Below are 13,089 nucleotides of genomic sequence, written 5' to 3' on the forward strand. Positions count from 1 at the left end.
GGCCGGGGCGGCGTGGCCCCCCCTAAGCCCCCCCCCCCCCAACTGCCCCCCCCCGCCGTCCCGGGCCCCCCGGCCGGGGGGGCCGCGGCGGCGCGGCACGCACCCCGGCCCCGCGGCCGGGGCGGGTGCCGCCCGGGGGTGGTTCAGAGGGACGTCAGCTCACCTGGAGGGTGACGTCGTCGACGACGAAGGAGGTCTGCAGCGACTGGTCCTCCACGCCCTGGAACTTCAGGGTGACGCTCTGGCCGGCGAACCGGGACACGTCGTAGCTCTTGAGCACGTAGCCCGGAGCCGCGTCCACGTTGGACAGGGTCTCCAGGGTCTGGCCGCCCACCGAGACGGTGAACCGGTCGTAGACCACGTTCTCGTCCTCGTCGGTGTCGATGTGCAGGTAGAAGGCCAGTCGTGCCGTGGCGCAGCCGGCCGGCAGGGTCAGGGACTGCGTGGCGCTGTCCGTGTGGGAGGCGCCGTAGCCGTCCAGCCACGCCATGTACGAGCCGCTGTGCGCGACCTGGCCCGACTGGTTGGTGACGACCCCGGCCGTGGCGGTCCACGGGCTGCTGCCGCTCTCGAAGCCGCCGTTGGCGACGACCTGCTTCGGGGTGCACGAACCCCCGCCGCCGATGGTCAGGGTGTAGGTGGTGCTGTGGGCGACCGTGCCGGTGCCGGTGACGGTCAGGGTGTAGGTGCCGGCCGTGGTGCCCGCGCCGACCTGCACGCTGAGCGTCGAGGAGCTGCCGGACTGCACGGAGGCCGGGCTGAGCGTCGCGGTCACGCCGGCCGGGGCGCCGGAGACGGACAGGGCCAGTGTCTGCGGGCTGCCGCTGACGGTCGTGGTGTTCACCGTGGAGGTGACGCTGCCGCCCGGGTCGGCGGAGCCGGCGGCCGGGGACGCGGAGACCGAGAAGTCCTGCGCCGGGGTGTCGCCGCCGACGGCCTGCTTCCAGACCGTGTAGGCGACGCCGTCGGCGCTGCGGTCCAGGACCGTCGCGTTGATGTTGTTCGTCGTGTCGCAGGAGCTGTGGTAGCAGGAGTCGTACGCCGCGTTCGCGGTGCCGCCCCACTTGGCGGCCTGCGCCGAGGTCTTGCGGGCGCTGGCACCGGCCGCGTAGCCGGAGGTGGGGATGCCGCCCTGCTGGAAGGAGTAGTCGTCACTGCGGCCCTGGCCCTCGGTGTTCTCCTCGGGGGCGAGGTTCAGCGAGGCCCAGTACGCCTTCAGCGGCGCGGCCGTGGTGGAGTTGACGTTGTTGATGAAGTAGCCGCCGTTCGGCGAGCCGACCATGTCGAAGTTGTAGTAGCCCTTGATCGCGGCCTTCTCGGCGCTGCTGAGCCGGCCCACGTAGAACTCCGAGCCGTTCAGGCCCTGCTCCTCGTCGGTCCACCAGGCGAACCGCACGTGCTTGGTCAGCGTGGGGTTCTTCTGGGCGAGGACGAGCGCGTTCTCCAGCAGGGTCGCGGAGCCCGAGCCGTTGTCGTTGATGCCCGGGCCCGCCGAGACGCTGTCGAGGTGGGCGCCGAACATCACGGTCTGGTCGGCCGGACCGCCGGGCCAGTCCGCGATGAGGTTGCTGGACGGGTAGGTGCAGGAGGTGCAGTTCTGCTCGGTGACGGTGAAGCCGGCGGCCTGGAGCTTGCCCTTGATGTACGCCACGGACTGGGTGTAGCCGGCGCTGCCGGCCCGGCGGTTGCCGCCGTTCTGCGAGGCGATGGTGTTCAACTGGGCCAGGTGCGCCTGGACGTTCGCGACGTTGATGTCCGGGGGATCGTTCCCGGGCGTGGTACTGCCGACGTTCAGCGCGTAGTCGACGGTGTGCGCGAGGCTCGGGCCCTGGCCCTTGACCGTGATCGTGGAGGAGCCGGGCGCCGCGTTGGCCGTGGCGGAGAGCGTCAGCGTCGAGGACTGGCCGGACTGCACGGTGGCCGGGTTGAAGGAGGCGCTCACTCCGGACGGCAGGCCGGTGGCCGTGAGGGTCACCTGCTGCGCCTGGCCGGTGGTGGTGCTCGTGGTCACGGTGGTGGTGACCGAGGCCCCCTGCTGGACGGTGCCCGAGGACGGGTTCAGCGCCATCGAGAAGTCGTCGTTCTGGCCGCTCGGGGTACAGGTCGGGTCGCCGGACTGGGCGGGCACGCTGATGGCGTCCCAGGCCGCCTTGGTCCGGGTGAAGAGGTTGCAGGTGGCCGGGTCGAGCGACTTGGCGGAGCTCAGGGTCGCCGTCCGGTACTTCTTGTACGACATGCTGCTGGTCTTGAGCAGCATGCCGCCGTAGAAGATCTTGCCGGCGGTCTGCACGCCCACGCCGGTGACCGTGGACTGGTTGCAGGTGGGGCTGTTCGGCTTGCCGCCGCCGGGGTTGCTGCCTTCGGCCAGCAGGTAGAACCAGTGGTTCAGGGGCCCTGCCGCCGCGTGCACCTCGGTGCCGGGGATCGCGGAGCTGTAGCAGGCCGGGTCGTTGTCGACGGCCGACGGGTCGTACATGTTCCGGATCGGACCGCTGCCCGTGAGGTTGATCATCTCGCCGACGGTGTAGTCCGGGGTGTCGTACGGGGCCGGCTCGTTGGCGTACGCCTCGGTCAGTGCGCCGAAGATGTCGCCGGTGCCCTCGCCGAGCCCGGCCTCCTGGCCGCTGGTGCCGCCGGGGGTGTTGGAGTCGATGGCGTGCCCGTACTCGTGGCCCACCACGTCGATCCCGGCGATCCACTCGTTGGCGCTGTTGTGCCCGATGGTGACCGAGCTGCCGTCCCAGTAGGCGTTGAGGTCGCCGAGGCCCACCTTGCCGGGGAAGCTGCGGCCGTTGCCGCTGACGCCGTTGCGGCCCAGCCACTGGCTCAGCATGTCCCACTGCTTCTGGGCGGCGAACATGAGGTCCGTGCAGCCGGTTTCCTTGGAGGTCGGGTTGCCCGTTCCCCAGGAGTCGGAGGACTTCGTGAACACGCTGCCGTTGCCGTAGTCGGCGCAGCTCAGACCGGGCCGGTTCGGGTCGCGCAGCGAGTACGAGCCGCCCGAGGCGGTGGTGTCGACGGTGAGCGGGTTGGGCCCGTTCCACTTGCTGCTGCCGGTGCCCGCCACGACCTCGTCGTGGCGGTCGACGACCTTTCCGGTGCGGGCGTCCACGAAGACGTGGAGCTTGCTGGGCGCGGTCTTCGTACTGCCGGAGAGGACGGTCTCCCAGGCGAGCACCGGCTTGTCGTCCTTGATCTTGACGACGAGCCGGCTGTCGAGCACCTTGTCGACCTTGGCCAGCTCCGCGCGCGACGTGGTCTCGGCCGCCTTGGCGGTGACGGAGGGGGTGGTGGCCACGTCGACGGCGGTGGCGGAGGCCGACTGGACGGCGCGTACGCGCCCCTGGCCGTCGGCGAGGACGACGGCGTCGCCGCCGACGACCGGCAGGCCGCGGTAGCTGCGTTCGTAGGAGACCGAGTACAGGTCCTGCACCCAGGGGGTGACCAGGCGCCGGTCGTACTGCTGCTGGGGCGAGTTGACCAGGGTGTCGAGGCCGCTGCGGACGGCCGCGTCGGCGGCGGCGACCGCACGTTCGGCGGACGTCGGCCGGGGAGAGGGTGCGGAACGGGCCTGTGCTGAGGCGGACGCGGCGGTGGCCAGCGTGCCGGCGAGGCTCGCGGTCAGCGCCATGGCCGCCACGGAAGCCATCCATCTGGTGGGCTGCAAGAGTCCACTCCGATCGTGTGTGGGGGGTGCGGCTGGCTGTTCGCGCCGAGTATGGGCATGGACATGGCGAGATTGGGACATCCCTGCACGCATAAGACCCGCGTTATGGTGTCGCGGGGTCACGCTGCGTAAGCTGCCGGAATGCAGCTGGAGTTGAGACATCTGCAAGCCGTGTGCCAGATAGCGGATTCCGGCAGTCTGGGCGGCGCGGCCCGCCGGCTGGGCGTCTCCCAGCCCGCGCTCTCCGCACAGCTGCGCAGGATCGAGCGGGTCACGGGCGGCGAGCTCTTCGTCCGCGGCCGCCACGGGGTGGAGCCGACCCCGCTGGGCCGGTTCGTCCTGACCAAGGCGCGCCGCGTGCTCACCGAGATGGAGACCCTCGGCGCCGAGACCCGCGCCATGGCGACGGACGCCCCGCTGCGGCTCGGCTGCATCCTGCTCGTCCTGATCGACGGACTGCTCACGCGGACGGACCTGACCCCGGCGGGGCGGGAGATCACCGTCGACGTGGAGCACTCGGTGACCGCGCTCGTACGGATGCTCGGCGCGGGCCGGTACGACGTCATCCTGTACGGCGAGGTCAACGACCACGAGGTCGCCCTGCCCCGGGGGATCCTGGCCCGGACCCTGGTGCCCAAGGAGCCCTTCTGCGTCCGGATGTCCACCCGGCACCCACTGGCCGAGCGCGAGGTCCTGGACCTGGCCGAACTGGCCGACGAGCAGTGGATGACGCTGGTCGAGGACGACGACGGCGGCCCCGAGGCGCTGGTCGAGGCCTGCGCGAAGGCCGGCTTCGCCCCCTCCCTGCGCTACCGGATCACCGACCGCAAGATGCGCCACGACCTGGTGGCGGCGGGCCGCGCGATCTCCCTGACCCAGCCCACGGCCCCGCCCGTGGAGGGCACGGTGATGCGCCCGCTGCTCGGCACCCCGATCACGGGCCGGATCCGGCTGGCCTGGAACCGCGCGGCGGTCTCCGCGGCACAGGCCGACACCCTCTACCGCGCGGCCGCCGCCGCCTACCTGGCCAACGTGGACAACAACGCCTTCCACCGCGCGTGGTGGAACGCCCACCCGGAGGCCCATCCCGTCCTCGGATGAGAACACCGGCGGGGGTGACTCCGTCCACACGGCCCGGCCGACGCCGACGCCGGCGCCCGGGCACGGGCCCGGGCCCGGGCCGGGGAGAGGATCCTCAGAAGGACCCGCGGCCGCCCGACGGCAGCAGCCGCTCGTCGAGGACCAGGCCCGCGACGTGCGCGGCGACCATGTCCAGGATCTCCGCCGCCGCGGCGGCGTCGCCGAGCACCAGGAAGTTCAGGGTCAGCCCGTCCGTCATCGCCGCCAGGTAGCGGGCCAAGACGGGGACGGGAACGCGGAGCTCGAACTGCGTTCCGGCCCCGACCTGTTCGAGGAGCTCGACGTACGTCGCGCAGTACAGCTCGTGCTGCCGCCGAGCGAGGTGCTCGAACCCCGGCTCGCGCAGGGCGTACTGGGTGAGCTCGTAGGTGAGCATGTGCTCGGCCGGGTGGGCGCGGACGTGGTCCCAGTAGGCCCGGAAGCCGGCCCGGACGGTCTCCAGGAGGGTGGCGCGCGGCCGGATCTCCTCCTTGACCACCGCCAGGTAGTGCTCGGTGATCGTCTCGATGACGGACTCCAGCAGCGCCTGCTTGGAGTCGAAGCAGTAGTGGAAGACGCTCAGCGACACGCCCGCCTCGGCGGCGATCGACCGGGTCGTCGTCCTGGGGACGCCGTCGCGGGCCATCGCGCGGATCGCCGCCTCGGTCAGCTGCCGGCGCCGCTGCGCCAACGGCATGCGTGCCATGCGGATTCGGTTCCCTTCGTTCGCGTGCCACCCGGACGGGCGGGCCGACGGCGAGGCCGGGGCCAGCCGGATCGGAGTGCCGATCCGGCCGGCCCCGGCCGCCGGGCTGCCGGGCCGGTGCCGTCAGCTTGCGTAGACGCCGACCTCGTGCAGGGAGTAGCCCCACTGCGTGCCGCGTCCCACGCCGTGGATGCGGACGTACCGGGCCGGGACGCCGGCGAACTGCGCCGTGTCCAGGCCGCCGTCGCCGGAGGTCGTGGACCACACCGTCTGCCAGTTCACGTCGTCCGCGGAGACCTCGATCCGGTACGACTTCCCGTACGCGCGCTCCCAGTCGAGGGTGACGCGCTTGACGACGCCGGGGGAGCCGAGGTCGATCCGCAGCCACTGGTCGTCGTTCCAGTCGCTCGCCCAGCGGGTGTTCCTGTCGCCGTCGACCGCCCTGCCGGGCGCGTAGCTGACGAACGGGTTCCACTCGGCGGAACTGGCCGAGGCGGGTGCGCCCGCGGCGAGGTTGACCCCGGCCCGGTGCTGTTCCGAGGCCCCCCAGGTGCGCAGGTAGGACTCGGCGCCCTTGAAGAGGTCGTCCACGACGCCCTGCCCGCCGACGAGCCGGATGTCCTCGATCCAGTCCGGGACCAGGCCGTAGTGCGCGGCGCCGTCGGTGTTGAGGTCCCACGTACGCTGTCCGGCGGTCTGCCTGTCGATGACGGAGCCGCCGTCGGTGCTGCGGAAGGGGTACTTCACCGGGTTCGGGGTGTCGGCCCCGCGCGGGCCCGGCCAGCCGCCGACCCCGTTCATGTCGGTGCCGTACCCGTAGCCGACCTGGTACTTGTCGCGCAGTGCCTTCGTACGCGCGGCTTCGGCGCTGAACCCCTCGGAGCCGTTCATGTACTGGGCGGCGAACCCGCCGAGCTTGTAGAGGCGCTCGGTCCAGCCCAGGTCCATCCAGCTGTGCGAGGAGATCACGCCGGGGTAGGACTCGGATTCGAGGATGTCGAAGGCCCGGCCCGCGGCCTTCACGCTCATGTGGTCGACTTCGAGCATCATCTTGCGTTTCATCATGCCGCGCACGGCGTACTCGCCGAGGTCGGTGAGACCGCGGGAATTGCACTGCGCGTCCGCCGCGTACGAGGGGACCGCCACGCCGGCCGGCAGCTCCTTCTGCGCCGCGGGCGCGGGGGCCAGGCCGATCGGGTTGTCGTGCTGCGGGCCGGTGCACTGCTCGGTCTTCCAGAAGGTGCCGGTCGACAGGAACTGCCCCACGTTGATGGCCGTGCCCAGGGCGCCCTCGTCGAAGCGGACCCCGCACAGCGCGTTGTCGAACTTGTGGCACAGGAACATGCTGCGGACGCCGAGCCGGTACAGCTCGTCGAGGCCGCGGTCGATGTCCTGCTTGCTGCACTGGGAGACGTCCAGGATCTGCTTGCAGCCGAACGGCTCCGAGGTCTCCACGCCCAGCACCACGGCCAGCTTGCCCTGCCGGACGACGTCGCGGGCCTGCGCGGAGTCGGTGACGATCCGGAACCAGCCCTTGCCCGGGCCGCCGTACATCTTGTCGATGTAGGCCTGCATGTCGTACGTCTTCTGCGCCTCCAGGCGGATGGCGGTCATCTCGTCGCAGCTGCGGTCCTTGAAGAAGTAGACCGAGCAGATCACGCCGTTGGTGACGAGGTCGTTGACGAGGACGCGCTGGCCGCCGCGCCAGGCGCGCTCGATCCAGGCGTAGTAGTTCTGCTGGTGGGTCAGGGAGTCGTGGGCGGGCCAGTCCTTGAAGGTCGGCCAGCCGGTCGGGTCGTGCTTGCCGTCCCCGCCCTTGGTGACGAAGTCGAAGATCGCGAGGGATCCGTCGGGGTAGTGCTCCGGGCAGTCCTTGAGGGCGTCGGCCACCCCCAGGTCGGAGAACGCCTTGCCGCAGATCAGCCGGCCGCCGAAGCCCTCGTTGGACATGATGTGGTCATGGGCGTCGACGAAGCCCCGCACCCGCCCCTGGGCGTCCGTCCCCTTGAACGGCTCGCCCGTGACGTTGATCTGGGAGTCGGGCGCGGGGCGCGCGGTGGGGTTCCACCAGCCGGCATCGCCCTCGGCGGCCGCGCCGGGCGCGGGGCCGAGGGCCATGGCCACCATGGCGAGGAGAAGGGCGAGCAGCGCGAGGGGCCTGCGCCTTCGGTGCGGGACTCGGGTCATGGTCATCACTCACGTCATCGGTCGGCGGATGGCGCGGTCGAGGACGCGGACCGTCGGAGGGAGCCGGCCGATTGTCATGTCCCGCGCAGTCAGTGTGACGAGAATGGCTACCGGTGGTAACAGAGTCAAGAGTCCGGGACGGATGACCTGATGGAATGTCAGGTGTGGCGGGCCCGGCCGCCCCGGGCTACTCCGGTCCCTCTTCCAGGACGGCCGCGACGCCCTGCGCCAGGCACGGCACCCGGTGCGCCGGGATCCCCGCGATGTTGATCCGCCCCGCGGTCGTCCCGTAGATGGCGAAGCGGCTGCGCAGCCGGAGCATCTGACGCGGCGTGAGCGGCAGCATCGAGAACATCCCCTTCTGCCGCGCCAGCACGTCGGCCTGCGCGCCCCACCCCAGCGCCGTCAGCTCCGTGGTCAGCCCCCGCCGGTTGGCCTCGATCCGGGCGCGCATCCCGTCCAGCTCGGCGCGCCACAGGTCCCGCAGCCCGTCGTCCTCCAGGATCGCCGTCACCACCGCCGCGCCGTGCTCCGGCGGCATCGAGTAGAGGGTGCGGGCCGCGTTCTGCAGCGCCGTCTCCACGTGCCGCAGCGACTGCCGGGAGGCCCCGAGCACGACGGCGCAGCCGGTCCGGTCGCTGTACAGCCCGAAGTTCTTCGAACAGCTGATGGCGACGAGCATCTCCGGCACCCGCTCCGCGAGCAGCCGGGTGGCCGCCAGGTCGGCCTCCAGACCGTCGCCGAGCCCGTGGTACGCGAGGTCCACGAACGGCACCCAGCCGTGCTGCGCCGCGAGCCCGGCCACGGTCTCCCAGACCTGCGCCGAGGGATCGACGCCGGTGGGGTTGTGGCAGCAGCCCTGGAGCAGGACGACGTCGTCGCGCCGCGCCCGCCCGAGGTCGCGCAGCATGCCCTCCGCGTCGAAGCGGCCCTCGGCATCGGCCCAGCCGTACGTCCGCACGGTCAGCCCGGCGGCTTCCAGGATGGGCCGGTGGTTGACGTACGCGGGGTCGCTGATCCACACCGTCGTGCCCGGCCTGGTCCGGCAGATCAGATCGGCCAGCAGCCGCAGCGCGCCGCTGCCCGCGACCGTCTGGACGGCCACGGCCCGCTCGGCGCCCCCGCCGGGGCCCAGGACCAGCGACAGCATCGCCCGGTTGAAGGCGGTGTTGCCGGAGAGCCCCCGGTACTCCTTGGAGGCGGAGCGCTCCGCCAGGCGTATCTCGGCCTCCCGTACGGCCGCCATGACCGGGGTGCCGCCCGTCTGGTCGCGGTAGACGCCGAGGACGAGGTTCAGCCGCTCGGGCCGGGCGTCGGCGCCGTACGCCTCGGTCAGGTCCCACAGCGGGTCGACGGGGGGAGGGAGGAGGAGCTCAAGCATGGACGGGAACCTCGGGCTGGGTACGGGTGCGGGGCCGCCGGTTGGCGAGGGCGACGCCCGCGGTGATGAGGGGGACGCCGACGAGCACGGCCGCGGTCGGCGACTCGTCGAGCAGGGGAACGGCGAGCAGGACCACGGCGACGGGGCTCAGGCTGCCCACGGTGGAGCTGCGCTCCGCGCCGAGGCTGCGGATGGCGTAGGCGTACAGCAGGCCGGCGCACAGGCCGACCCCCAGCCCCTGCACCACCAGGAACAGGACGATGTCGCCGCCGGCGGCCGACGCCAGGCCGGAGGGCAGCACCCCGGTCAGCACCAGGAGCGCCATCACCGCGAACGAGGGCAGGCACAGCAGGCCGATGGACCCGACGGGATCGAGGTCCACCTCCTTCAGTCCGACCGTGTAGAGCGCCCACAGCCCGCTGGCGACGAGCAGGATGCCGGCTCCGGCCAGCACCTGCGTGTTCAGCGGGAACACGTACCGCCAGACCAGCGCGATCACGCCGACGGCGATCAGCCCCAGGCCGGCCGCCTGCGTGCCCCGGGGCGCGCCCCGGCCGCCGGCGACCATCAGCGCCGAGACGAACAGCGGGACCATCCCGGGGACGATCGAGCCGACGAACGCCGCCGAGGTCAGGGAGCCGCCGTACATGGCCGCCAGGAAGAACGGCACCCCCGCACCGCAGGCGATCTTGAGCGCGGCGGCCGGGCGCACGGCGGCGATCCGCCGGCGCCGCCGCCACAGCGCCGGCGCCAGGACGAGCAGCGGCACGCCGAAGCGCAGCAGGGCCGCGTCGGCGGGCAGCAGGGAGGAGGCGCTCCGCGCCCGGGCGCTGAGCGCGAAGGCGGCCCAGATCAGCACGGTCACCACGAGCGCGAGCGTGCCCTTGGCCTGCGGGGAGAGTCTCGGGCCGGCTGCGGCGGGGGCGGGCGGGGGCGCCGTCGCGGGTCCGGCGTTCGTGGTGACCAAGGGGGCTCCTCCAGCCTCAGGGGCCGGATCCGGCCATGGAGCAACGCTAGATCTTTTGCCGGGGCAGCCGATTGCCAGTTCTGTCTCTCGGACATATGTTTGGGGCAGAATCTGCCAAGGAGTGGTCATGGACGCAGTCGATCTGCAGATCATCCGTGAGTTGCAGGCCGACGGACGGCTGTCCAACCAGGACCTCGCCGACCGGGTGCGGCTGTCCCCCTCGCCCTGCCTGCGCCGGGTGCGCCGCCTCGAAGAGGCCGGTCTGATCCGGGGCTACACGGCCATGGTCGACCAGGTCGCCTTCGGCCTGCCGATCACCGTCTTCGTCCGGATACGCCTGGACCGCCACACGAAGGAGGCGGTCCGTGTCTTCGAGGAGCACGTCGCGGTCATCGAGCACATCCAGGACTGCTACCTGATGGCCGGAAGCAGCGACTACCTGCTCCGCGTGGTCATCGAGAGCCTGGAGGCGTACGAGGCCCTGGTGCGCCACCGCGTCCACGCCATACCCGGCATCGCGTCGATCGAGTCGAGCTTTGCGTTCGGCAGCGTGAAACAGTCCAGGGTCTACCCCGCCCCCACGGGAAGAAAATGAGCTGCCGCAGACGCTTGACCGGCAGGCATCCTGCCGGGGTAACCAATTGGTGATCTTGATCTCGTGACGGTGGGGGCGGCGGGCCGGTGGCGTAGATTTGCCCCGTGGCCGGCTTGCCCGGGATCGACTGCCCGTCGTTGTCCGAGGCTCTGCCGGTGCGGTATAGGGGGAGGGGCCATATGTTCGGCAGTCGGGGTGGGCGTGTCTTAGAGCGGTCGCCGAGCGCGCGGGGGAACAGACTGCGCGACGCCCAATTGCGCTCGCACAGCCGCCGCCTGATCCGCAGGCTGGCGCCGCAGCTGCCGTTGAGCGTCACCGCCCTGTGCGAGTTGCTCGGCGAGGACCGCGGTACACCGATCAGCCTGCTCGAATGGGACCTGCCGGCCGACGGGCCCTTCGGCATCCTGATCTCGCGGCAGCACGAAGACGTGATCGCCTATCAGGCGAAGACCACGAAGGCGCACCAGGCGCACATCATCCTGCACGAGGTGGGGCACATCATCGCCTACGACCTCGCGGGCGAACGCCCGGCGGAACTGCAGCTGCGCACCTGCTATTCGGACCGTGACGAGCGGGACGCCGAGATCATCGCCTCGACGATCATGAACCAGGCCATTTCCCTGAGTCGCCGCGCACGGCGCTACGGCCTCGACGAGCCCTGGCAGCCCTCGGTCTACAACAGCCTGGTCCTCACCGACGGGCTGACGTGAGCGCACTCAACCTGGTCGCCATCGTCACGCTCCTGGGCGGTGCGGCCTGGATGGTTCCCGCGCTGGTCCAGCAGCGCTTCCGTGACCCCATGCGGCTGCACCTGTTCCTGTCGCTGTTCCTCATGGGGCTCGGGAACGTCCTGAGCCAGCCCCCGGTCCTCGACTGGGTCGACGGTTCGACTTTCGTCGGCTTCACGAAGATCACCTACAACGTGGCGATCCTGATCGGACTCGGCCTCATGGTCGGCTTCCTGCGCGAGTGCCCGCTGACCCGCTGGGGTGCGCCGTGGCCGTGGGAAGTGGTCTCCTGCGCGATCTGCCTGGCCGCGATGAGCACCATGACGGCGGCCCTTCCGTCCCATCTGCGCAACCACGTCCTGACGTCCGCCTATCTCGTCGACTGGCGCGTGAGGACCTTCTACAACTTCGGCAATTTCTATCTGTTCTTCGGGTACGCGGCCTGTGCCATGCTGGCCGCGCGCCATGCCCGCCAGGGGCGTTCCCTGCGCCGGCTGTCGCTGAGCGTCATCTCCGTCGGCCTGACCGCGCTCGCCCTCACCTGCGTGTTCCGGTTCCTGTGGGTCAACCTGCCGACGCTGCGCGAGCCGGGGCGGACGATCACGTACGCCGACGCGTTCGGCTTCGGCCAGATCGCCACCATCGTGGTGTGCGCCGGGCTGAGCCTGCCCTGCTTCGTGAGCGTGGTGCAGATCGTGCGCGAGGGGCTCCTCCAGCGGGCCCAGTTCCGGGGCCTGGAGGAGCTGTGGAAGCGGCTCGTGGAGATCCATCCCGAGCTGGTGCTCGACCACCACAGCCGTCGGCGGGGTCTGCTCCTCGTGAACGCCCCGGCGGTGTACCGCCGCTACGTGGAATGCCGGGACGGCCTGACCCGGCTCGGCCCCTATCTGCAACTGGTCGCCTCGGAGGCGTCGTCACCCGTACGGGACGACGACCCCCGGACGTCGGCCTGCCTCGTCGACCACGCCCTGCGCCGGCTCGCCGAGCAGAACGGCGCGGACGGGGGACCCCCGACGGCGTCCGTGTTCGTCCTCGCCCCCAAGCTGCGGTCCCGGGTGGAGGGGACAGACTACGAGGAGGATCTCGGCGCGCTCGTCAGGCTCTCCCTCGAACTGCGCGAGATGCGCACGAGCCGGCTCGCCGCGCCCGTGTCCTGACCGGGGGCGTCAGGCGCCGTCGCGGTCGGACGGCGGCGTCTGCCTCGACGCGTCCAGCACGTCCATGATCGACAGCAGCTGGTCGCGCAGTTCGGGCGTGAACTGCCCGGCCCGCATCGCGATCGAGCGCACCTGCCGGTCGGCCAGGGCCGCCCATTCGTCCGGCAGTGCGGCGGCGCGCGCCGGGGGCTCCTCGTCGATGAGGGCGCTCACCGACACGGGCAGCGTCATGTCGCGGGACTGGAAGTACGTCACGATCGCCGACAGCACGCTGACCGTGGGGTTGGTCTGGGAGCCGTTGCGCAGGGCCGTCAGGTAGCTCCGGGAGATCGTCACGCCGTGCCGGGGGTCGTCCGAGATCGCCTGGGCGACCTCGGAGGTCGACGGCTCGCGCAGGCGGCCCACCGCGTCCGTGGTCGCGGCGTCGGCAAACCAGGAGTTCAAGCGTTCCGCCAGCGTTGCCATGCGTCCGACCTCCGTGGGCTTTTGCGACGTGGGTTTCGTAAGTGAGCGCAGAGGTCTTCAGGCTCGACCGGGATCCCATGTGCGCGCGCGCTCGCTTGTTATATCGGCGCTTGCGGA

Annotated in this window: 10 protein-coding genes; 4 read left to right on the forward strand and 6 right to left on the reverse strand. The window is 71.3% G+C overall.

Annotated features, from left to right (window positions below):
- Positions 1 to 154: 154 nt before the first annotated feature.
- Positions 155 to 3,649, reverse strand: coding sequence for a M28 family peptidase (locus ACFXA3_RS03795; protein WP_385181504.1), 3,495 nt, complete (start codon positions 3,647 to 3,649; stop codon positions 155 to 157).
- 159 nt (positions 3,650 to 3,808) lie between these two features.
- Here ACFXA3_RS03795 and ACFXA3_RS03800 point away from each other — a divergent pair, with 159 nt between their 5' ends.
- Positions 3,809 to 4,768: a LysR family transcriptional regulator gene (locus tag ACFXA3_RS03800; RefSeq protein WP_385181439.1), complete on the forward strand. Its 960-nt coding sequence runs from the start codon at positions 3,809 to 3,811 to the stop codon at positions 4,766 to 4,768.
- Positions 4,769 to 4,862: 94 nt separating this feature from the next.
- On the opposite strand, the gene ACFXA3_RS03805 is transcribed toward ACFXA3_RS03800, so the two are convergent.
- The 4 genes from ACFXA3_RS03805 to ACFXA3_RS03820 form a co-directional block, all read right to left on the reverse strand.
- Positions 4,863 to 5,492 carry a TetR/AcrR family transcriptional regulator gene (locus ACFXA3_RS03805; RefSeq protein ID WP_385181442.1) on the reverse strand — a complete coding sequence of 210 codons (630 nt, stop codon included), beginning with the start codon at positions 5,490 to 5,492 and terminating at the stop codon, positions 4,863 to 4,865.
- Positions 5,493 to 5,615: 123 nt separating this feature from the next.
- Positions 5,616 to 7,685, reverse strand: a complete 2,070-nt coding sequence (locus ACFXA3_RS03810) for a discoidin domain-containing protein (protein WP_385181444.1) — start codon at positions 7,683 to 7,685, stop codon at positions 5,616 to 5,618.
- 181 nt (positions 7,686 to 7,866) lie between these two features.
- Complete coding sequence (locus ACFXA3_RS03815; protein WP_385181447.1) at positions 7,867 to 9,060, reverse strand: aromatic amino acid transaminase; 1,194 nt, start codon at positions 9,058 to 9,060, stop codon at positions 7,867 to 7,869.
- Positions 9,053 to 10,027 (reverse strand): DMT family transporter, encoded by a 975-nt coding sequence (locus ACFXA3_RS03820; RefSeq protein ID WP_385181450.1) that lies wholly within the window; start codon positions 10,025 to 10,027, stop codon positions 9,053 to 9,055. The genes ACFXA3_RS03815 and ACFXA3_RS03820 overlap by 8 nt, the downstream gene beginning before the upstream one ends.
- A 127-nt stretch (positions 10,028 to 10,154) precedes the next feature.
- Here ACFXA3_RS03820 and ACFXA3_RS03825 point away from each other — a divergent pair, with 127 nt between their 5' ends.
- The 3 genes from ACFXA3_RS03825 to ACFXA3_RS03835 all read left to right on the forward strand — a co-directional run bounded on the left by ACFXA3_RS03825 (position 10,155) and on the right by ACFXA3_RS03835 (position 12,507).
- Complete coding sequence (locus ACFXA3_RS03825) at positions 10,155 to 10,622, forward strand: Lrp/AsnC family transcriptional regulator (protein WP_385181452.1); 468 nt, start codon at positions 10,155 to 10,157, stop codon at positions 10,620 to 10,622.
- A 254-nt stretch (positions 10,623 to 10,876) separates the two neighbouring features.
- A complete protein-coding gene (locus ACFXA3_RS03830) occupies positions 10,877 to 11,332 on the forward strand; it encodes a hypothetical protein (RefSeq protein ID WP_385181455.1) in 456 nt (151 codons plus the stop codon).
- Positions 11,329 to 12,507, forward strand: coding sequence for an MAB_1171c family putative transporter (locus ACFXA3_RS03835; RefSeq protein ID WP_385181457.1), 1,179 nt, complete (start codon positions 11,329 to 11,331; stop codon positions 12,505 to 12,507). Before ACFXA3_RS03830 ends, ACFXA3_RS03835 begins: the two co-directional genes overlap by 4 nt.
- Before the next feature lie 9 nt (positions 12,508 to 12,516).
- Here the strand turns inward: ACFXA3_RS03835 and ACFXA3_RS03840 are convergent, their stop codons facing one another.
- Positions 12,517 to 12,972 carry a hypothetical protein gene (locus ACFXA3_RS03840; protein ID WP_385181460.1) on the reverse strand — a complete coding sequence of 152 codons (456 nt, stop codon included), beginning with the start codon at positions 12,970 to 12,972 and terminating at the stop codon, positions 12,517 to 12,519.
- Positions 12,973 to 13,089 lie beyond the last annotated feature (117 nt).

The organism is Streptomyces sp. NPDC059456, assembly GCF_042750055.1.
Taxonomy (GTDB): Bacteria; Actinomycetota; Actinomycetes; order Streptomycetales; family Streptomycetaceae; genus Streptomyces.

Excerpts from the sequence above, each read along its gene's own strand:
- ACFXA3_RS03795 (WP_385181504.1), bottom strand. The coding sequence starts at position 3,649 with ATGGCTTCCGTGGCGGCCATGGCGCTGACCGCGAGCCTCGCCGGCACG.
- ACFXA3_RS03800 (WP_385181439.1), top strand. The coding sequence starts at position 3,809 with ATGCAGCTGGAGTTGAGACATCTGCAAGCCGTGTGCCAGATAGCGGAT.
- ACFXA3_RS03805 (WP_385181442.1), bottom strand. The coding sequence starts at position 5,492 with ATGGCACGCATGCCGTTGGCGCAGCGGCGCCGGCAGCTGACCGAGGCG.
- ACFXA3_RS03810 (WP_385181444.1), bottom strand. The coding sequence starts at position 7,685 with ATGACCATGACCCGAGTCCCGCACCGAAGGCGCAGGCCCCTCGCGCTG.
- ACFXA3_RS03815 (WP_385181447.1), bottom strand. The coding sequence starts at position 9,060 with ATGCTTGAGCTCCTCCTCCCTCCCCCCGTCGACCCGCTGTGGGACCTG.
- ACFXA3_RS03825 (WP_385181452.1), top strand. The coding sequence starts at position 10,155 with ATGGACGCAGTCGATCTGCAGATCATCCGTGAGTTGCAGGCCGACGGA.
- ACFXA3_RS03840 (WP_385181460.1), bottom strand. The coding sequence starts at position 12,972 with ATGGCAACGCTGGCGGAACGCTTGAACTCCTGGTTTGCCGACGCCGCG.